Consider the following 18,715-nt stretch of genomic DNA (forward strand, 5'->3'; position numbering starts at 1 on the left):
CTTCGCCGTGTGCTCCCTCGGCCTGGTGTGGCTTCGCCCTCAGCTCCCCCTCCTGTCATTGTTGTGCACCGTCCCGCTGGCCGCCGCAGCGGGTTTCGGCGGCACGGCCGCTCTGGCCCTGGTGACCGCTGTGCTGGCTCTCGTCGGGTTCCACGCCGTCCTCAAAGGCTTCCGGCCCGGGATCGACACGTGCTTCATCGCGCTTCTGGCCCTCGTGCTGACGTTGAGCTACGCACTGCCGCAGACGAGCTGGGAGCCGCCTGAGGCTGGCGACGAGCTGCTCTGCCTCCTCGCGGGGCTCGCCCTGCTGGCCGCCTGTCTGGTGGCCCGACCGGACGCTCGCCGCGTCGCGCAGCTCACCGCCGGCTGCGGAACGGGCGCCGCGGCGTACCTGCTCCTGCGCGGGGAGAACGCCGCGGGCCGCCTCATCGGTCTGGGGCTGAACCCGAACTACGCGGGCGTCCTTCTCGCCCTCGCGACGGTCGCGGCCGTGGGCATGGCCAAGACCGCCAGGAACCGGGCGTGGCTCCTGCCCGCCCTCGTCTGCGCCGCGGCCGTCTTCGAGACCCGCTCACGCGGCGCGTATCTGACGGTCTTCGCGGGGCTGACCAGTCTGCTTCTCGCCGGCCGGCCGCCACGTCAGAAGGTGCTCATCGCCCTCGTGGCCTTCCTCTCCGCCGTGATCCTCCCCGGCACGCTGAACTCGCAGACCGAGCTGACCGGTGACCGCAGCTCCGCCGAACTGGCCGCCAACAGCGGCGTCCGGACGCAGGCCGCGCTCCTTGCCGCACGTGTGGCGTGGGAGAACCCGCTCCGCGGGATCGGTTACGCGGCTTTCCCCCACATCGCCGAGTCCACCGCCGACTTCCACATCTACATGAACACCCACAACGACTACCTGCGGCTCGCCGCGGAAGCGGGTGCGCCGGCTCTCGTGCTCTTCGCGATCCTCCTCTGGCGTGGCCTGTACCGCCGCTGTTCGGGATACGACGCGGTGCTGCGGGCCGTCGTCGTGGCGAACGGCGTGGCGCTCCTGTTCGCCAACACGCTGTCGAACCTCGTGGTGACCGTTCCGTTCTGGATCTCGCTGGGGTGCCTGTTCACCCGCACCGCCGCCCGGGAAAGCCCGCCGCCCGCGCCCGATCGGCTCCGGTCCCGCCCGCTCACCGCCATCGGAAACCGCCCCCGCGGCGCGCCGTGCCGCACCGATCAACCCGCCCCCTGCCCCTCCTGAGGAGACAACAGTGCTGGATTGCCAGACCGAGATCAGCCAGGGCCGCCGCTTCGCGTTCGGCCTGAACTGGCAGCGGTTCGGACAGCTCATCGACGAGGAACGCATCCGCGGCGCCCAGACGTCCCTGGAGAGGGCGCTGGGAACCACGGACCTGACCGGGCGCACCTTTCTCGACATCGGCTGCGGCAGCGGCCTGTTCTCCCTCGCCGCCGTGCGTCTCGGGGCCCGCGTCCGCTCCTTCGACTACGACCCCGACTCGGTGCGGACCGCCAGGAAGGTGCGAGAGGACTTCGCCCCGGGCAGTGACTGGGACATCGAGTGCGCCTCCATCCTCGACACCGCCTTCGTGGAGAAGCTCGGGCAGTTCGACATCGTCTACTCGTGGGGGGTCCTGCACCACACGGGTGCCCTGTGGCAGGCCATGGAGGCGGCGTCCGGGCTGGTCGCCCCGAACGGCGTCCTGTACGTGTCGATCTACAACGACCAGGGCGCGGAAAGCCGCATGTGGACCTCGGTGAAACGGCGCTACAACGAGTCCGGGCCGGTCATGCGGCGTCTGCTCCTGGCCGGCAGCGTGCTGTACCTGGGCAGGAAGTATCCGTTGCGGGTGATGGCCGATCTGAGGCGAGGCGGAGCCGACTCCACGCCGCGGCGCGCGCCCCGTCCGCGAGGCATGTCCCGCAAGCACGATCTCGTCGACTGGGTCGGCGGCTACCCGTTCGAAGTGGCCTCGCCTGAGCAGGTGTTCGACTTCTGCCGGGACCGCGGGTTCCGCCTGCGCCACCTGAGGACCTGCAAAGGCGGCATCGGCTGCAACGAGTTCGTGTTCGACCGGAGCTGACCTCGGCAGCCGGCTGCCGAAGCAGCGCGATCAGTGCCGCGCCGGTCGAGGTCCACCCGTGGGGGCCTCGACCGGCGCGGCACTGGTTCGAGGTACTACTGCACGGCTCTCAGCCGTCCCCTGATCGCGGCGACGTCCGCCGTCCTGGGAAGCAGCAGTCGCCACGAGATTCCGGACACCCTGACGAAGAGGGCCACCTGGACAGCGGTGAGGCTCGCATAGGCGAGGGTGGAGGCGACCGCACAGCCCGCCGCTCCCCAGACCGGGATCAGCAGCAGGTTCAACACGACGTTCAGCACCAGTGCGAGCAGGGACGGAACGACGGTGAAGCGGGCGGGCCGGCAGCGCAGCAGGTAGGCGACGAGCGGCCGGCTCCCGGCGAGCACGACGACGCCCGGCGCGAGCAGGGCGATGATGCCGGCCACGTCCGCGTAGGCCGGTCCGTAGACGGGGGTCACCAGGACGGAGGTCACGACGACGATCGTCACCCCCGACGCGAGCACCAGCACGACCATGGCACGGGTGATGCGTGCCGTGACGGCCGCCGCGAGTTGGCTGGTGTCGGCGAACTGCCGGGCGAGGGTGGCCTGTGACAGCGTGTCGATGGCCAGGCGCCCCCACTCCGCCAGAGTGACCGCGAGAGAGTAGATACCGACCGCGTGCGCGCCGCTGAACGCGTTGAGAAGGAACAGGTCCGATCTCAGCAGCGCGTACGACGCAGCCGTGCCGGCATGCAGTTTCAGGCCCTTGGCGCACGTGAGCCGGGCGGTCCTGGGATCCGGCGGACGGAGCGTGAATCCGCCGGCGGTCACCAGGGTGAGCAGCGGCACCGCGAGAGAGAGCACCCAGACGACCACGACCAGGTAGACCGTCAGCCGGCCGGTGAGGCCGAGTGCGATGAGTGCGCCGCACTGGACGACCGCACCCCACAGCGTCGCGGCAGCGGACAGTCCCGCCCGGCCGGTGAGCAGCGCGATGTTGCTCCCGTAGAGCACTCCCACGCCCAAGGGGACACCCAGACACGCCGTGGTCAGCAGCCACAGGTCCGGGAGGTTGGCCGCGCCGCGCAGGAGACCGACCGCGACGACAGCCAGTGTCCCGGCTCCGGTACCGATGAGAAGGCCCAGCGGGAGGCTGTTGGCCTGCAGCGAAGCCCGCACCGGCAGGTCTGGCCACAGGGCCGTCTGCGCCTGCTCCACGGACAGGTGCCCGAGGGCCATGGCAGCGCTCGCCACCGTGACCGCCATGTAGTAGGTGCCGCGGGCGTCGGGGGCGAGCGACCGCGCGACGACGACACTGGCGAGAGCACCGAGTACGAGGGAGACGGCACGGGCTCCCAGCATTCCGACGAGCTGAGCCCCCCGGTCAGCCACGAGGATGGGCTCCGGTGACCGACGGGTGCGCAACGGCGACCGGCTCGTCGAGGAACCGGCGGTGCCACAGTTCGAACTGCATCAGTGCCCACAGGCGGCCGGCGTGGTTCTGTCCCTTCTCGTGCTCGGTCAGGAGGGTCCTGACGGCTTCGGGCCGGAACAGCCCCCGGGAACTCGCCGTCCGGTCGGTCAGGGTCTCCCAGGCCGGATCCCTGAGCTCACCGCGCAGCCAGTCTCCCATGGGCACGCCGAAGCCCTGTTTCGGCCGGTGCAGCAGGTCGTGGGGCAGCCAGTCCTCCAGTGCCCTCTTCAGGAGGTACTTCGTGGTACCGCGGTGGACCTTGAGATCGGCCGGCAGACCGGCCGCCCACTCCAGCAGACGGTGGTCGAGGAAGGGCGAGCGGGCCTCCAGCGAGTTGGCCATGGTGGTGATGTCGACCTTCGCCAACAAGTCGCCCGGCAGATAGGTGCTGACGTCGACGTCCATGAGCTGGTTCAGCCGGTCGTCGGTGCGCGACGCGCTGAACGCCTGGTCGAGCAGCTCGTAACTGTCGATTCCCGCCAGCTCCTCACGCACCCGGTCGGTGTAGAGGGCGCGCTTCTGGTCAGGGGTGAAGTACGACATCAGCCGGGCGTAACGGCGCTGCGGCGGCTCGCCCAGCAGTTGCAGCGCGTGCCCGGCGCGCCGTCGCCGGGAGCCGACGGGACCGCCTGCGACGAGCGAGGCTCCGAGGCGCCCGAGAACCGGCCGGGCGCCAGCGGGAACCGTGAGCCACCCGGCTCTGGCCATCAGGGCATAGCGCGCATAGCCGCCGAAGGCCTCGTCACCGCCGTCTCCGTTGAGTGCGACGGTCACATGGCGGCGGGTCAGTTGCGCCACGAGGAAGGAGGGGATGGCGGACGAGTCGGCGAACGGTTCGCCGAAGTGCCAGGCGAGGTCCGGCAGTGCCGTCAGGGTGGAGGCCCCCACGACGAGTTCGTGGTGGTCGGTGCCGTACCGCTTGGCCACGGCACTGGCGTACTCCCGTTCGTCGTACCTGGAGTCCTCGAAGCCCACGGAGAACGTCTTCACGGGTTCCGGGCTCAGCCGCGCCATCGCGGCGACGACGGCGGACGAGTCGATGCCGCCGGACAGGAAGGCGCCCAGCGGACGTTCGGAGACCATGCGTACCCGGGTGGCGTCGAGCAGCAGTTCACGGGCCCGCTCCGCCGCCTCCTCCTCGCGCACCTGGGGGCCGGGGGTGAAGTCCAGGGCCCAGTACCGCCGTACCGCGATCCGACCGCTCCGCCAGGTGAGCAGGTGGCCGGGCGGCAGCTTGCGCACACCCCGGAGAATCGACCACGGCGCGGGAACGTACTGGTACGTCAGGTAGTGGTGGAGGGCCACCAGATCGAGGTCGCGTCCGAGACCGGGGACAGCGGTCAGCGCCTTGAGTTCGGAGGCGAACGCCAGCGACCCTCCGGCGTGCCAGTAGTACAGAGGCTTCTTCCCCACGCGGTCGCGGGCGAGGAGCAACCGCTGCTCCCGCGCGTCCCACAGGGCGAAGGCGAACATGCCGCGCAGCCGTTGGACGAGGTCGTCGCCGTACTCCTCGTACAGGTGGACCAGGCACTCGCTGTCGCTGTTCGTGCGGAAGCGGTGTCCCAGGTTCCGCAGCTCCGTGCGGAGTTCGGCGAAGTTGTAGATCTCGCCGTTGAACACGGCCGCGACGCTTCGGTCCTCGTTGTAGACGGGCTGATCACCTCCGGCCACGTCGATGATGGCAAGCCGCCGCATGCCGAGCGCCGACTGACCGCCGATGTGGAGTCCCTCGCCGTCCGGGCCCCGATGGGCGATCAGATCGCACATCGCCCGGACCACCGCGGGATCCGGAGATACAGCCGACACCATTCCCGCTACGCCGCACATGGCCGCCCCAGAAGATCGCGGTACAGGGAGACGTAGCGGTCCGCCATCGCCTCCGCGCTGAAAGTGGCGCGGACCCACGCGCCCGCCTGCCGGCCGAACTCCTCGGCGAGCTCCCGGTCGTCGAGCAGACGCTGCAGACCGTCGGCGAGCGCGGCCGCATCCGCGGGAGGCACCAGCACGCCGTGCCCCAGCAGCAGTTCCGGAGTGCCGCCGACGGCGGTGGCGACCATCGGCCTGCCCGCCGCGAGCGCCTCCATGACGGCGTTGCTGCACCCCTCGTGGAGGGACGGCAGGACGACCGCGTCCGCCCGTGCCAGGAACCGCGCCACGTCGGTACGGGCGCCGAGGAACCGGACGTCGACGCCGAGGCGTTCGGCCTGGGCCGTCAGGGACGCGCGCTCGGAGCCGTCACCGATGAGCAGCAGAGTGATGGCACGTCCTCTCGAGCGAAGCACGGCGCACGCTTCGAGCAGGTACCGGTGCCCCTTGTGCGCGGTCAGGTTCGCCACGCAGACGACAACCGGCAGCGAGGTGTCGACGGTGGCGGCACGCACCGGCTCGAAGTCCCGACGGGGCATGCCGTTGGGAATCACGGTGATCTTGGCGGGGGGTACGCCCTCGTTCCGGCGCACGTCCTCGGCGACGGCCTGCGCGTTGGCGACCACGGAGTCCGTCCACCGTGTCGCCAGCCGTTCCGCGGCGAGCGCCAGGCGGCGGCCCCGCTTGTAGTCCCCGAGGCTTCGCCGTCCGGCGACGAGCACCGGCACTCCGGCCAGCCGGGCAGCCGGCGCGGCGATCACGTACGCATGGAACAGGAACGCCTGCAACACCTGAGGCCGCGTCCGCCTGAGGTGCAGGACCAGTCGGACGAAGGCCCGCACATTGCCCGTCAGAGACGTCAGCAGGGGCCTGCGGCGCCGGAATCCGAGGTCCACGATCCTGACACCGGTGCCGAGGAGTTCCTCTTCGCGTGGCCCTCTCCCGAACATGACCAGCAGGTCCGTGCCGATCCCACGCTCACTCAACTCCCGGGCCAACAGGGCGATCTGCTTCTCCGCTCCGCCGAGCCCGAGCTGACCGATCATCAGACACACCCGGTCGGGGCTCGGACTTCGACGGTCCGCGTCGGCGCCGGACTGTGGCGCCGACCCTTCCTTGAAGAACATATAGGGCACACCAGGCATTCAACGTTATTCCAACATGTCGTGGTTTAGTGTATTGCTCATGTCGATCAAAGGCGGTAATCCCGGGGCCGTCCGCCCCCCGCGCGTCAGGGTGATGCGAGTCATCGCCCGGATGAACGTCGGTGGCCCCGCCCTGCAGGTGTCCGCGCTGATGCGGGGACTCGACCCGGAACTCTTCGACCACCGCCTGTTCGCCGGATCGGTGGGACCGGACGAGGCGGACTACATCGAGCACTGCGCCTGCGACGTTCCGGTCACGCGCGTCCCGGCACTCGGCCGAGCGGTACGGCCCTGGGACGACCTGCGGGCGCTGGCCGAACTCACCGCCGCCATGCGCCGGTTCAGGCCCCACATCGTGCACACCCACACCGCCAAGGCCGGTGCGCTGGGACGGATCGCCGCCGCGGCGGCCCGGGTGCCGGCGCGGGTGCACACCTTCCACGGCCATCTGCTGCACGGGTACTTCTCCCCCGCCAGGACCCGTCTGGTGGTGGCGACCGAACGCCTGCTGGCACGCCGCTGCGACCGGCTGCTGTCCGTGGGAACACGCGTCCGCGACGACCTCCTGGCCGTCGGCATCGGCCGGTCCGGGCAGTACGTCGTGGTCCCGCCCGGAACCTCCCTGCCGTCACCGCCGGACCGCGCGGAGGCACGCAAGCGCCTGCAACTGCCCGAGCACCGCCCCGTTGTCGCCTACGTCGGACGAGTGACCCGCATCAAACGGCCCGACCGGTTCCTGGAGGTGGCCCGGGAGGTACGTCGTGCCGTACCGGACGCGGTCTTCCTGGTGTGCGGGGAGGGCGAGCAACTGCCCCATCTCGCCGAGGTGCGTGACCTCGATTCCTCACTGCGTCTGCTGGGCTGGCGGTCCGACGTGGAAACCGTGTACGCCGCGGCGGACGTGGTGCTCCTCACCTCGGACAACGAAGGGATGCCACTCAGCCTGATCGAAGCCGGCCTGGCGGGCGTACCCGTGGTCGCCACGAACGTCGGCAGCGTCGCCGAGGTGGTGCGGGACCGGGAAACCGGATTCCTGGCCTCCACCAGCTCCGCCGAACTCGCCCGGCACACCCTGCGGCTGCTGAGCGACGAGGAGCTGCGCTCGCGCATGGGAGACAGCGCGGCCGCATGGACGGCACAGCGGTTCGGGGCGCGGCGCCTCGTGACCGACATCCACGACGTCTACGCCTCCATCGCCATCGCCCATGGGTGGTGGCCGGCGTCCCTACGGAAAGGTGACCAGCGTTGAACATCGTCGTTACCGGAGGCGCCGGATTCATCGGAGCCAACCTGTGCCGGGAACTCGTCTCGCGACCGGACGTCGGCGACGTCGTCGCGCTCGACGACCTGAGCACCGGCTCGGCGGCCAATCTCGCCGACACCGGAGTGGAACTGATCGAGGGAAGCATTCTGGACCAGCGCCTTCTCGACCTGGTGGTCGGCCGTGCGGACGCCGTGGTCCACCTGGCCGCCCGCCCCTCCGTGCCGCGCTCGCTCAGTGATCCCGTCACCAGCCACGACGTCAACGCGACCGGGACCGTCCGGGTGCTGGAAGCGTGCCGGGCGCGCGGTGTCCATGTCGTCGCGGCCTCCTCGTCCTCCGTGTACGGAGCGGTCCCCGACCTGCCCAAGCACGAGGGCCTTCCGACCCGCCCGCTGAGTCCGTACGCGGCGAGCAAACTGGCGACCGAGGCATATGTGCTCGCCTACGGGGCCGCCTTCCGACTGCCGACGCTCGCGCTGCGCTTCTTCAACGTGTACGGCCCACTGCAGCCGGCCGGGCACGCCTACGCCGCGGTGATTCCGGCCTTCGTGGACGCCATGCTGCGCCGTGAGCCGCTGACGGTCTTCGGTGACGGCCGGCAGACCCGCGACTTCACCTACGTGGGAACGGTGGTCCGAGTCCTGGCCGACGCCGTTCAGCGCCGCGTCACCTCGAACAGTCCGGTGAACCTGGCGTTCGGCACGCGGGTCTCGCTCCTGGATCTCGCCCAGCGACTCGCCACCGTCCTGGAGGTACCCCTGCGGATCGTGCACGAGCCCGCACGGCGAGGCGACGTACGGGATTCGCAGGCGGCCGACCACCTGCTGCGCGAACTGTTCCCGGACGTCGCACCGGTGCCGCTCGCCGAGGGCCTGGCCGAGACGGTGCGCTGGTTCCAGGGCCTGCCGCAGTACGCGGCACCGACCGACCGGTTGCCGGCCCCCGCGACCCGGTCGTCCGCCCCCGTCGTCTGAGCGGGTACGGCGTCCGCCTGCCCCGTGCCTCCCCACAGTGGGGCGTCACCCGGTGTCGATCACCAGGTGACGCCCCACTGCGCGGCTCACGGGGCCGGACCGCCGAGGAGCGCGGTCCGTCGGGTCCCGGACCTCATGGCCGCCGGGTCGGGTGGGGCGGCACAGGGGTTGCGTGCGCGTCCCAGGGCGCCGGCTTCCCCGTCCCGCGACGCACGGGGCGGTCGCCTGAGCCGAGGTGGATGAATGTCTGTTCCCCGCCGTCTGCCGCCCTCCCCACCGGGAGGACGACGGGTGCGGCCGGGCCCAGCGTGGAGGGAACCCTCAGCAGCCACATCACCACGGCGGCGCCGACCGCGACGGCTGCCGGGAGGAGGATGCCCGGACGCAGGAAGCCCAACGTCATGAGCACCCTGGCAAGACCACCGAGTGCCGCGAACGCCACCAGCGCGGTGACGGCCTGCCTGACCGTCAGGCCCATCCTCCGCAGCCGGTGGGCCGCGTGGTCCAGTCCCCCCTGCAGCAGCGGCCGCGCCTCCCGGTAGCGGGACAGCATGACGAGCGCGGTGTCCACGGTTGCCACCAGGGTGGTGACCAGCAGCCCGGCGGGCCCGGAGAGACCGGTGGCGTCCTTGTGGAGCAGCACGGCCGCGGACGCCAGGGTGAAACCGAGGAAGAGGGACCCCGAGTCACCGAGAAAGATCCGCGCCGGATGCCAGTTGTGGACGAGGAAGCCCACACTGGCGCCGGTGAGCGCGGCCAGCACCACTCCCAGCTCGGCCCGCCCGCTCCACCACGCGCTCCAGCACAGGAACCCGCCGATGACGGCACACAGCGAGCAGACCGCTCCGTCCATGTTGTCCAGCAGGTTGAACGCGTTGGTGGTGAAGACGATCCACAGGACGGTGAGCACGGCGTCGACCGCGCCACCGACGAGCGTCGGATGCCCGCCCACCAGGACGACACCCGAAGCCGCCGCCGTCTCCACGCACAACCGCGACGCCGCACCCAGCGGGCGCAGGTCGTCGACGAGCCCCAGGACCGCCATGATCGCGGCACCCCCGAGCAGCACCGCGAGGCCGGCGTTTCCCGGACCGCCGGACGACACGCAGACGGCTCCCGCGGCGAGCGTGACGAGCGACACCGCGATCCCACCGAGGTACGGCGTGGGACGGGCGTGGCCCTTGTGACCGCCGGGCCGGTCGGTGATGTCGTGGCGCAGGGCGAAACGCCGCAGTGGTTCCGTCAGCAGCCCGCCGAGCAGCAGGGCCGCGCCGCCGACGGTCAGCGCGGTCGGCAGAGGACTCAGGGCCGACACGGGCCCGCCACGGCGTCGGGGACGGTGTGGGCAGGGGCCGTGGGAAGGGCCTCTTCCCGCGTGCCCGGCAGGGGCGCCGACTGCACGCGGCTCGTCTCGCCCCGGGCGTCCGCGACGGCGTCGGCGAGCACGTCGCTGAGCGCGAACCGCGGCTGCCACCCTGTCAGCGTGCGCAGCCTCGTGGTGTCGGGGACCCTGCGCTGCATGTCCTCGAAGCCCGTTCCGTATGCCTCGTCGTACGCCATGTGCTCCACCGAAGAGGCGCTTCCGGCCTGAGCGATGACGCGTTCGGCGAGTTCGAGAATGGTGATCTCCTCATCGGAACCGATGTTGAACGTCCCGCCTTCCGCGCCCGGATGATCCAGCAGGAGCAGCAGCGCCTCCACCGCGTCGGCGACATGGAGAAAGCAACGCCGTTGCCCGCCGGTCGCGTGAACGGTGACGGGCTCCCCGTGCACCGCCTGCCGGGCGAACCGGGGAATGACCATCCCGTATGCCGGGCTCTGGCGAGGGCCCACGGTGTTGAAGAACCGGACGATCGTCGACCTCAGGCCCCGCTCCTGGTGGTAGAGCCCCGTAAGGATCTCGTCGACCGCCTTGGCCGTGCTGTACGACCACCGGATCACCGACGGGCTGCCCAGGACGCGGTCGGAGGTTTCGGTGAGCGGTCCGGAGGAGTTCTTTCCGTAGATCTCCGAGGTGCTGGCCACCAGAACCCTGCGCGAATGGCGTTGGGCGGACTCGAGGACCGTCTCGGTGCCTTTGATGTTGGTAATGAACGACTTCAGTGGTTGCTCAACGATGAGTTTGACTCCGACGGCGGCGGCCAAATGGACCAATACGTCGCACTCGCGCGCCAACTCGTCGACCACAAATGCGTCCAGTACGGAACCGTGGACGAAACGGAACTGTGGATGCTCTTGCGCCCGGGCCAGGTTGGACATTCTCCCCGTGGCGAGGTTGTCGAGTACGACGACCTCCTTCCCTCCGGCCAACAGCGCATCCACGAGGTGTGAGCCGATGAAGCCGGCTCCACCGGTGACCAGATACCTCGAACAACGATCCATGCGGGTCACTCCGGTTCAGCGGGCGGATCTCGGACAACTCCCACAGGACTCCTTCTTCTTGCGAAGTCCACCATTCACGTATGGGAGAAATAGCGGAAATTGAAACATCGACACGGCCCCTGCGCCCCTTCGACATGCCCGCGATGGGCAATTGGAGTGACACCGGGAAGACACGGGGCACCGAAGGGAACACAACGCCTCGCATGTGCCTCAATTGGCCCATGCGAAGGCTACTGTCCGGAAGGGTTCGGTGATGATGAGGCACAACCAGAACGATCCGCACGAGCCAGAGAAACTGATTGTCGTCGGCCAGGGATACGTCGGGCTCCCCCTCGCCGTGCGAGCGGTGGAAGTCGGTTACGACGTGGTCGGCTTGGACACCGACGAACTTCGAGTGAAGCGCCTGGCCTCCGGGGACTCCTACATCGAAGGGGTCGACCACTCACGTCTGGCGGCCGCCCTGGACAGCGGCTCGTACGAGCCCACCACCGACTACGACCGCATCGCCGACTTCGACGTCTGCGTGATCACGGTGCCGACGCCGCTGCGCGACGGTGCGCCCGATCTGAGCTTCGTGGAAAGCGCGGCGCGCCGCATCGCTCCCCACATCACGCCCGGAGCCACCGTCGTCCTGGAGTCCACCACGTATCCGGGGACCACGGACTGCCTGCTGCGGCCGCTGCTGGAGGAGGGCAGCGCGCTGAAGGCCGGCGTCGACTTCCACCTCGGGTACAGTCCTGAGCGCATCGATCCCGGCAACCCCGAGTGGCACCTCGAGAACACCCCGAAGGTGACCTCCGGAATCGACGCCGCGTCACTACGCAGCGTCGAACGCTTCTATGCGCGCATCGTGGAACGCACGGTGCCGGTCACGTCCTGCCGCACCGCCGAGCTGACGAAGCTGCTGGAGAACACCTACCGCCACGTCAACATCGCCATGGTCAACGAGATGGCCACGATCTCCCGGGAGCTCGGGGCCGACATCTGGGAAGCCATCGAGGCCGCCGCCACCAAGCCTTTCGGCTTCATGCCCTTCACGCCCGGCCCCGGAGTGGGCGGACACTGTCTGCCCGTGGACCCCTCGTATCTGTCCTGGCAGGTCAAGCGGCTGCTGCGGCAGGACGTCCGGTTCATCTCACTGGCCAACGAGGTGAACGACCAGATGCCCGCCTACGTCACCCGCCGGATCACCCGAGGACTGAACGAGCGCGCCAAGTCCGTCAAGGGATCCCGGGTGCTGCAGCTCGGCCTGGCCTACAAGAAGAACACCGGGGACATCCGTGAGTCGCCGGCCATCATGCTCGCCCAGGCGTTGAGCAGGCTCGGCGCCCACGTCCTCACGGTGGAACCGCACACGGACGCCTATCTGCTGCCCCCGGACATCCTCCGGGTGGAGCTCACCGAAGCGGAGATCCGCGCGGCAGACGTGGTGGTCGTCGCCACCGACCATGACGCCTTCGACTACGCCCTGGTCGAAAGGGCGGCGTCCTACGTGCTCGACACCCGCAACCGCTGCCGGGGGCCGCAGGTCGAGATCCTGTAATGGCCGCGGTCGCGAACGGCGGCCGGCGAGCCCTCCTCCAGCTCAGGAGGCAGCGCACCGCGATGTCCATCGCGGTGCGCTGCCTCCTGAGCTGGAGGAGACCGGCATCCCCGTCAGAACGACGAGACCCTGAGGAGACGCTCCTTGACGGCGTCCCCGTCCTGCGAGGGCCAGATCCAGTCGAGGCTGCCCGCCGCCTGCAGAGCCGCCTTGACGGCCGCGGGCGAGGCGGTGGGGTGGGTGGCCCGGTACAGGGCCGCGCCACCCGCCACGTGCGGAGCGGCCATGGAGGTGCCGGACATGGTCGCGTAGCCGCCGCCGGGATAGGTCGAGCGGATGCAGACGCCCGGGGCGATCAGGTCCACGTCCGGGCCGTAGTTGGAGAAGTCGGCGAACGTGTCGTCCTGGTCGGCGCGGCACGTCGGCTGCCCCAGGCCACCGGACTTCCCGTCGAAGTCCGCCAGGGCACTGACGGTGATCACCTCGTCGTACGCGGCCGGCACGGTGTTCCGGGCGTCGGCGTGGGAGTTGCCCGCCGCCACGGTATAGGTGACGCCTCTGGCGACCGACGCGCAGATCGCCTGGTGCATGGCATCGCCGTTGGTCCTGCCGCAGTTGCCGTCGTCGGTGCCGGCACCGCCCAGGCTCATGTTGGCGACGTCGATCCGGTCGGCGTGCTGGGTGACGTAGTCGATGCCGCAGATGACGCTCGAGGAGGTTCCGGAGCCGGACGGGCTGAGCACCTGCACCGGCCACAGCCGTGCGCCCGGTGCCACCCCGACGACCCCGGTGCCGTTGTCCAGAGCGCCGATGGTGCCCGCCACATGGGTGCCGTGGCCGTTCTGGTCCTGGGGCGGCAGGCCGGGCATCCAGCAGTTCTTCGCCCCGGCCTGGTACACGTTGAGGTCCGGATGGGTCAGGTCGATGCCGGTGTCGAGGACAGCGACGTCCGCGTTGACCCGAGTGTCCACACCGTTGATGGCGGCGGTGGGGCTGCGGTCGGCGTCGACCCGGTCCACACCGGTCGGAACGGACTGGGCCGACGCGTGCACCCATTGGTCCTGCTGGACCGACCGCACGTCGGGGTCCTTGGCGACCTGGGCCGCGGTCTGCGGGCTCATCACCGCCGCGTAGCCCTGGAGGGCATAGCGATAGACCTGGTGAACGACGGCACCCATGGCGGAGGCACGCTCGACAGCCGCCTTGGTGTCCTCCCTCGCGCCGGCCTTGCTCTCCTTGAGGGTCACGATGTAGTGGCCGGGAATCCTGCCTGCCTCGGCGGGTGCCGCGGCCACGGACGGGGAGCCCGCCGTGGGCGACGAGGCGACGGCGTACGGCGCACCAGCCGCAAGCGTGAGCGTGAGGAGGGTCAGGCCAATGATTCTGGGCATCCCATACCTTTCTCTGAAGCATCGGAAGAGCGAAGAGGTTCATCCGCTTTACAGCAGATGTCCATTTCGCCGGCTCATCCGGAGCCAGCAGCTCCACGGCGTCCGCCGGCGTCCCGCATTCGGAGATGTGGATCACGGTTGGCCGACGGAATTCCTGGCGGACGAGTAGTCACGGTGCCGAGGTGTGCCCTTGCGCGGCGGTCGGGTCAGCGTGATCTGGCGTACCAGTTGGTGGAAACACGTCAGTGCCGCGATCGCCGGGAGTGCCGCCGTGGCAGCGTGCGGAAAGGTCTTCGGCGCGTCGACGACGCACAGCGCCACGGCCACGGCGGAGAAGAACGTCACGGCGCACCACGAGTGTGCGGCGCGTCGCCGATGGAGAGCGGCCCGCAGGATCGACAGGGACGCGACCATCCATGGCCCGTAGATCAGCAGCGGCCACCAGCTGTCCACACCGGAGCGGGCAGGGTCGCCGATCGCCACCTCGGACAGCGGGTGATACGCCACCATCCCGCCGAAGACACTGACCATGGCCACGATGACGCTTGCCACGGCGGCGACCAGGAAGCTGGTGGTCCGCGACCACGACAGGCCCCCCTGGCGTCCTTGGACCCGGCGGTGCCGTGAGGGGCGATGGGGCACGGTCGAAGCCACCGCGGCGGAGGCCGTCGCGGTCTCCGAGAGGAGGCGGCCGGCATCCAGATACGGTCCGGCCCACTCGCCCGTACCGCCCGAGCGCAACAGCTGAGCCAGTTCCTCGGCGGGGTCCCAGTGTTCCGGAACATGCAGGTCGCCCGGATTCACCGACGCCCACTCCGCCTCGGACCGGGGGACGTGCAAGCTCGAGTTCATCCACGCGTCGTACAGGTTCTCCCCGACGGGACCGTGGTGGGAGAACCCCGGTGTCAGGCCATCACGCACGGCTTCCCACCCACTGCTTCCGCGACTCGTGTGCGCCGCTGTCCGACCTGTGGATGAAATCACCCTGGATCCGGCTCAGCGCGAGAACGAGGTCTTCGAGCGGCACCGAGGTGTACCTCAGCTGCACTCGTTCACCGCCTCGCTGGAGAACGGCGAACTCGTCCGGGGCCGAGGACTCCGAGGCCGGTGTGAAAGTCCAATCCCCCAACTGCGACGTCAGGATCCTCACACCGTCTGAATAGCCTTCCGCAAGTGTTGTGCGGAGCTGCATGGTCGACATGCCCCCCCAACGAATGCGATTGCACGCCAGATGTGAGGCATCCGAGTGATGCATGGGCGTTCGAGGAATAAGCAGCGTACTGGTCCGATGAATTCTATTTCATCAGACATAGTTGATTTACGGCGTACTTATAACGTCCTTTCGGTATTTCGCGAGATACGCCGACGGAGTCGAAGCCGGCAGCGGATGCGCGGGCCCTACCCGCCCCGTACCGCCGCGGCGATACGTTCCACCGCGTCGTCGATCCGCGCCAGACACTCCCGCGCCTGTCGAGGAGGCAGGCCGAGAGGGTCTTCGACGTCGTCGGCCGTGTGCGCCCCCGCGGCGCCCCGGCGAGCGGCCGCACCCCGGACGAGTGCCGCGAACCGTGCGGCCGGGTCCACCACGCCCAGGGCATCCTCTGCCCGCATCAGCCGGACGAACTCACAGAGCGTGAAAGCCCGGGACAACGCCTCTACGGGCGAAAGCCGTACAGCGGCCTCACGATGCTCCGTCGCGGCCCCCAGCACCAGGTCGGAGCCCTCGACCAGGTTCTTGGTCAGCCGGTTGGAACCCGTCCTCGCGGGAGCCGCGCCACGGGTCAGAAGAAAGTGTTCGACTGCGGCCGCCATGGGCTCACCGGGGACTGCCCGGGTGCCGGCGCTGGAGAGCCGGATCGCGTGTCCCGGCTCACCTAGCCGGTGCCTGAGCAGGCACTCGGCGAGAGGGGAACGATAGAGATTCCCGGTGCACACGACGAGCACCCGGAATTCGGACACCGGAGCACCGGAGAGCAAGGGGCAGTCGGCCGCGAGGTTGTATGACACGGCGTCAGTATTCCCCTGAGCACCGCGCCGGTCGCGGTGATCCTGCCGACGTTGCGTCAGATCGCCGTTTCGAGTGAGGGGCAGCGCTGATCCGACAGAGGACTCGAACCGCGGCCACGCCACCGACGCGGTGCCGCTTCAGGCGTCAGCCGTGCAGGCCACGGGCCGCCAGGACGACGTGCGCCGCGGACTTCAGGGTCTCCTCGGCCCCCGCGAAAGCGGCGAACGCCTCCGGATCCACGGGCTTGCCCGGCTCCCCCTCGGGCCAAGGGCGCGTGGTGAACACGAGGTGGGCGTATCCGCGTTCCGCGACCGCCGCGAGCCACTCGGGCGGCGGCGAGCACTGGGCGGTCAGGTTCGGCATGCTGACGACGGCCTGACCGGCCTCGACGAGCAGTCTGATCGGCAGGCTCGGCCGGTCGGTGCTTGCCACCAGCTCGTCGCCGATGCGCAGCCCGCTGCCGAGCAAAAGCTGTTCGATGGCCGCCGACGAGGCATCCGGACCGCTGGGGCCGTCGCCCCGGGAATAGGCGAGCAGGTAAGGCGTGTCGCCGTCCGGAGTTTCACCGCTCCAGGGGATCACGCCGAGCGTGCCCAGGTCGGCGGAGCGGAAAGGCGTTTGACTTGAGGCTGAGGTCACCATCGAACCCTATCGACGCCGCGGAACGCCCCCGTCGCTTTCTCACCCGGGCAGCCGATGCGCCGTGGGTGTGTCCACCTGATCGAGGGACGACGCGGCGGATCGGCTTCGGCAGTCCCGGGTCACCGGCCACCGGCCACCGGCCCACACGAACCGGCCGCCCTCCCAGACGGGAGAGCGGCCGGTGAAGGGGACTGCGCGGAATCAGTCGTTGGCGCAGGTGTTGCCGAACGCCGGGTTCAGCAGGCCGATCACGTTGGCGGTGTTGCCACAGGCGTTGACCGGGACATGGACCGGAACCTGGACAACATTGCCCGACAGCACGCCAGGCGAATTGTTGGCAGCGCCGGAAGCGCCGCTGTCGGCGGCGGCGATACCGGCGGTGCCGGCTACGGCCGCAGCGGCGACAGAGGCCAGGGCGAGGCCCTTCGCGATACGCAACATGGAGAGGTGCTCCTTGAGATTGAGAACACCGGGCGGGATGCCCGATATTGAGTCAACGCGTGGCAATCGCGGGAGATGTGCCGCCGATGGGGTGATTCTCGTTCACCGGGAACCTCCTCGTGCGGGCACACGGCCCTGGACCGGCCGGCTACCGACGCCAGGTGGCGCGGCGCCGCCGGTACAGGATCATGCTTCCGCCGGCGATCAGCGCGGCACTGGCGGCCGAGGCTCCGACCAGGTTCTCGCTGCCGGTCTGGGCCAGGGTCTGCCCGCTCTCGGAGATCGCGGGCTCATCGACAGTGCCGTCCGGGGTGACCACGTGTGTGTCCGGCTGGGGCACGCGCCCCGAGGTACCGGTCGACGCAGACGTACTGGAAGATGACGTACTGGCAGATGACGAGGACGTCGCGGGGTGCTTGGGGCCCTGGTCCGTCCGCGACACCGACGACGCGTCGCCGCCGTCCACGGACGGGACCGGCGGGGTGACGTCGGGGGCACCGGCCTGGCTCGGGATGCTGCTCGTCGCGCTGGAGGCGGGACCCGCGTTGGCGCAGGAGTTGCCGTACGCGGGGTTGAGGGCGGCGACCGCGTTCACGGAGTCCCCGCACACGTTCACCGGAGCACTCACCGGCACCTGCACGTTGTTGCCCGACGCGACACCGGGCGAGTCGACGGCACCGGACTGTGCCGGAACACCACCCCCCGCGCTGGACCCCGAACCCGCGTTGGCGCAGGCGTTGCCGAACGCGGGGTTGAGGAGACCCACGACGTTCACGGAGTTCCCGCACACGTTCACCGGAGTACTCACGGGCACCTGCACGTTGTTGCCCGACAGGACGCCGGGCGAGCCACTGGCGGCTCCGTTCGCGTCGGAGTCGGCGAGGGCGGCACTGCAACACAGGGACAGGAGGCTCGTCGTGGCGGCGGCCACGACCGTTCCCCTGCTCAGGGTCTGTCGCACGTTCGTTGTCTTCCTGCTTCTGGGGAGGTGGGAAGCCGACCCTGGAAGCGAGCGCGCTGCCAAGGTCGGCTGTTGGCGCAGCCGGAACGTCAGCCGTTGACGCAGCTCGTGCCGTACGCAGGGTTGAGCAGGCCGATGACGCTGAGCGTGTTTCCGCACGCGTTGACGGGAATGTGCACGGGAACCTGGATCACGTTGCCCGAGAGGACGCCCGGTGAGTTCGTGGCGGAGCCGGTGGCGTCCGAGTCGGCGAAGGCCGGGGCGGCCATCCCCACGGCCATGATCGCGCCTGCGACGACAGCAGCGCTCTTCTTCATGAAGCTTCCCTTCTTTCTAGGTCATGTCCCTTTGTCGGCTCCCTTTGTCGGCGGACGCCGAGCGAGCACAGCATGGACAGCTCGCACCATGACCTACAGGCTGTAAACGAGGAATAGACGTCCGAAGCAACCACGGAACGCGATCCCGGCGGAAATTCACTCGAACGCCGTCGGTTCGCGGAGGAATGAACCGACAAGAAGCTCGGGCCGCCCGCGCGGGGAAGGGGCGGGGCGGCCCGAGCTACCTTGCA

At 69.6% G+C, this 18,715-nt stretch carries 17 protein-coding genes; 5 read left to right on the forward strand and 12 right to left on the reverse strand.

The annotated features are described in order from the left end of the window. Positions 1–61: 61 nt before the first annotated feature. Both MKW14_RS06620 and MKW14_RS06625 read left to right on the forward strand, forming a co-directional pair. Positions 62–1,234 carry an O-antigen ligase family protein gene (locus tag MKW14_RS06620; RefSeq protein ID WP_240859718.1) on the forward strand — a complete coding sequence of 391 codons (1,173 nt, stop codon included), beginning with the start codon at positions 62–64 and terminating at the stop codon, positions 1,232–1,234. Between the two features lie 10 nt (positions 1,235–1,244). After that, the gene (locus tag MKW14_RS06625) at positions 1,245–2,075 is read left to right on the forward strand and encodes a class I SAM-dependent methyltransferase (protein ID WP_240859719.1); all 831 of its coding nucleotides are present in this window, start codon (positions 1,245–1,247) and stop codon (positions 2,073–2,075) included. A gap of 95 nt (positions 2,076–2,170) precedes the next feature. On the opposite strand, the gene MKW14_RS06630 is transcribed toward MKW14_RS06625, so the two are convergent. Genes MKW14_RS06630 through MKW14_RS06640 form a run of 3 tightly spaced genes read right to left on the reverse strand, consistent with a single transcriptional unit; the run spans position 2,171 to position 6,442 of the window. Then, positions 2,171–3,418, reverse strand: a complete 1,248-nt coding sequence (locus MKW14_RS06630) for a lipopolysaccharide biosynthesis protein (protein WP_240859721.1) — start codon at positions 3,416–3,418, stop codon at positions 2,171–2,173. Between the two features lie 22 nt (positions 3,419–3,440). Next, positions 3,441–5,297 (reverse strand): asparagine synthase (glutamine-hydrolyzing), encoded by a 1,857-nt coding sequence (gene asnB / locus MKW14_RS06635; protein ID WP_240859723.1) that lies wholly within the window; start codon positions 5,295–5,297, stop codon positions 3,441–3,443. Between the two features lie 47 nt (positions 5,298–5,344). After that, a complete protein-coding gene (locus tag MKW14_RS06640) occupies positions 5,345–6,442 on the reverse strand; it encodes a glycosyltransferase (protein ID WP_240859724.1) in 1,098 nt (365 codons plus the stop codon). Positions 6,443–6,635: 193 nt separating this feature from the next. Between MKW14_RS06640 and MKW14_RS06645 the strand changes: the two genes are divergently transcribed. Both MKW14_RS06645 and MKW14_RS06650 read left to right on the forward strand, forming a co-directional pair. Continuing rightward, the gene (locus tag MKW14_RS06645) at positions 6,636–7,790 is read left to right on the forward strand and encodes a glycosyltransferase (RefSeq protein WP_240859725.1); all 1,155 of its coding nucleotides are present in this window, start codon (positions 6,636–6,638) and stop codon (positions 7,788–7,790) included. Next, positions 7,787–8,779 carry an NAD-dependent epimerase/dehydratase family protein gene (locus MKW14_RS06650; protein ID WP_240859731.1) on the forward strand — a complete coding sequence of 331 codons (993 nt, stop codon included), beginning with the start codon at positions 7,787–7,789 and terminating at the stop codon, positions 8,777–8,779. Before MKW14_RS06645 ends, MKW14_RS06650 begins: the two co-directional genes overlap by 4 nt. A gap of 133 nt (positions 8,780–8,912) precedes the next feature. Here MKW14_RS06650 and MKW14_RS06655 read toward each other — a convergent pair whose 3' ends face one another. Then, the gene (locus MKW14_RS06655) at positions 8,913–10,094 is read right to left on the reverse strand and encodes an MraY family glycosyltransferase (RefSeq protein WP_240859733.1); all 1,182 of its coding nucleotides are present in this window, start codon (positions 10,092–10,094) and stop codon (positions 8,913–8,915) included. Continuing rightward, positions 10,082–11,161, reverse strand: a complete 1,080-nt coding sequence (locus MKW14_RS06660) for an NAD-dependent epimerase/dehydratase family protein (protein WP_240860428.1) — start codon at positions 11,159–11,161, stop codon at positions 10,082–10,084. Before MKW14_RS06660 ends, MKW14_RS06655 begins: the two co-directional genes overlap by 13 nt. A 253-nt stretch (positions 11,162–11,414) precedes the next feature. On the opposite strand from MKW14_RS06660, the gene MKW14_RS06665 reads away from it, so the two are divergent. Then, positions 11,415–12,704: a nucleotide sugar dehydrogenase gene (locus MKW14_RS06665; RefSeq protein WP_240859738.1), complete on the forward strand. Its 1,290-nt coding sequence runs from the start codon at positions 11,415–11,417 to the stop codon at positions 12,702–12,704. 113 nt (positions 12,705–12,817) lie between these two features. Here the strand turns inward: MKW14_RS06665 and MKW14_RS06670 are convergent, their stop codons facing one another. The 7 genes from MKW14_RS06670 to MKW14_RS06700 all read right to left on the reverse strand — a co-directional run bounded on the left by MKW14_RS06670 (position 12,818) and on the right by MKW14_RS06700 (position 18,464). Further along, on the reverse strand, positions 12,818–14,095 hold the full coding sequence (locus MKW14_RS06670) for a S8 family serine peptidase (protein ID WP_240859739.1): 1,278 nt from the start codon (positions 14,093–14,095) through the stop codon (positions 12,818–12,820). A 132-nt stretch (positions 14,096–14,227) separates the two neighbouring features. Beyond that, complete coding sequence (locus MKW14_RS06675; RefSeq protein WP_240859740.1) at positions 14,228–14,947, reverse strand: DUF2637 domain-containing protein; 720 nt, start codon at positions 14,945–14,947, stop codon at positions 14,228–14,230. A 546-nt stretch (positions 14,948–15,493) separates the two neighbouring features. Next, on the reverse strand, positions 15,494–16,225 hold the full coding sequence (locus MKW14_RS06680; protein WP_308314585.1) for an arsenate reductase/protein-tyrosine-phosphatase family protein: 732 nt from the start codon (positions 16,223–16,225) through the stop codon (positions 15,494–15,496). A gap of 22 nt (positions 16,226–16,247) precedes the next feature. Continuing rightward, positions 16,248–16,742: a DUF5949 family protein gene (locus tag MKW14_RS06685; RefSeq protein WP_240860439.1), complete on the reverse strand. Its 495-nt coding sequence runs from the start codon at positions 16,740–16,742 to the stop codon at positions 16,248–16,250. Between the two features lie 204 nt (positions 16,743–16,946). Beyond that, positions 16,947–17,186, reverse strand: a complete 240-nt coding sequence (locus tag MKW14_RS06690; protein ID WP_240859743.1) for a chaplin — start codon at positions 17,184–17,186, stop codon at positions 16,947–16,949. 148 nt (positions 17,187–17,334) lie between these two features. Continuing rightward, entirely contained in the window at positions 17,335–18,147 is an 813-nt protein-coding gene (locus MKW14_RS06695) for a chaplin (protein ID WP_240859745.1), read from the reverse strand. Between the two features lie 89 nt (positions 18,148–18,236). Further along, positions 18,237–18,464, reverse strand: a complete 228-nt coding sequence (locus tag MKW14_RS06700) for a chaplin (RefSeq protein ID WP_240859747.1) — start codon at positions 18,462–18,464, stop codon at positions 18,237–18,239. Positions 18,465–18,715: the final 251 nt, after the last annotated feature.

This window comes from Streptomyces gilvus (assembly GCF_022513565.1).
Lineage (GTDB): Bacteria > Actinomycetota > Actinomycetes > Streptomycetales > Streptomycetaceae > Streptomyces > Streptomyces gilvus.

Coding starts and splice junctions, on each gene's coding strand:
- MKW14_RS06630 (WP_240859721.1), bottom strand. CDS start 3,418: ATGCTGGGAGCCCGTGCCGTCTCCCTCGTACTCGGTGCTCTCGCCAGT.
- asnB (WP_240859723.1), bottom strand. CDS start 5,297: ATGTGCGATCTGATCGCCCATCGGGGCCCGGACGGCGAGGGACTCCAC.
- MKW14_RS06640 (WP_240859724.1), bottom strand. CDS start 6,442: ATGATCGGTCAGCTCGGGCTCGGCGGAGCGGAGAAGCAGATCGCCCTG.
- MKW14_RS06645 (WP_240859725.1), top strand. CDS start 6,636: ATGCGAGTCATCGCCCGGATGAACGTCGGTGGCCCCGCCCTGCAGGTG.
- MKW14_RS06660 (WP_240860428.1), bottom strand. CDS start 11,161: ATGGATCGTTGTTCGAGGTATCTGGTCACCGGTGGAGCCGGCTTCATC.
- MKW14_RS06665 (WP_240859738.1), top strand. CDS start 11,415: ATGATGAGGCACAACCAGAACGATCCGCACGAGCCAGAGAAACTGATT.
- MKW14_RS06670 (WP_240859739.1), bottom strand. CDS start 14,095: ATGCCCAGAATCATTGGCCTGACCCTCCTCACGCTCACGCTTGCGGCT.
- MKW14_RS06675 (WP_240859740.1), bottom strand. CDS start 14,947: ATGAACTCGAGCTTGCACGTCCCCCGGTCCGAGGCGGAGTGGGCGTCG.
- MKW14_RS06690 (WP_240859743.1), bottom strand. CDS start 17,186: ATGTTGCGTATCGCGAAGGGCCTCGCCCTGGCCTCTGTCGCCGCTGCG.
- MKW14_RS06700 (WP_240859747.1), bottom strand. CDS start 18,464: ATGAAGAAGAGCGCTGCTGTCGTCGCAGGCGCGATCATGGCCGTGGGG.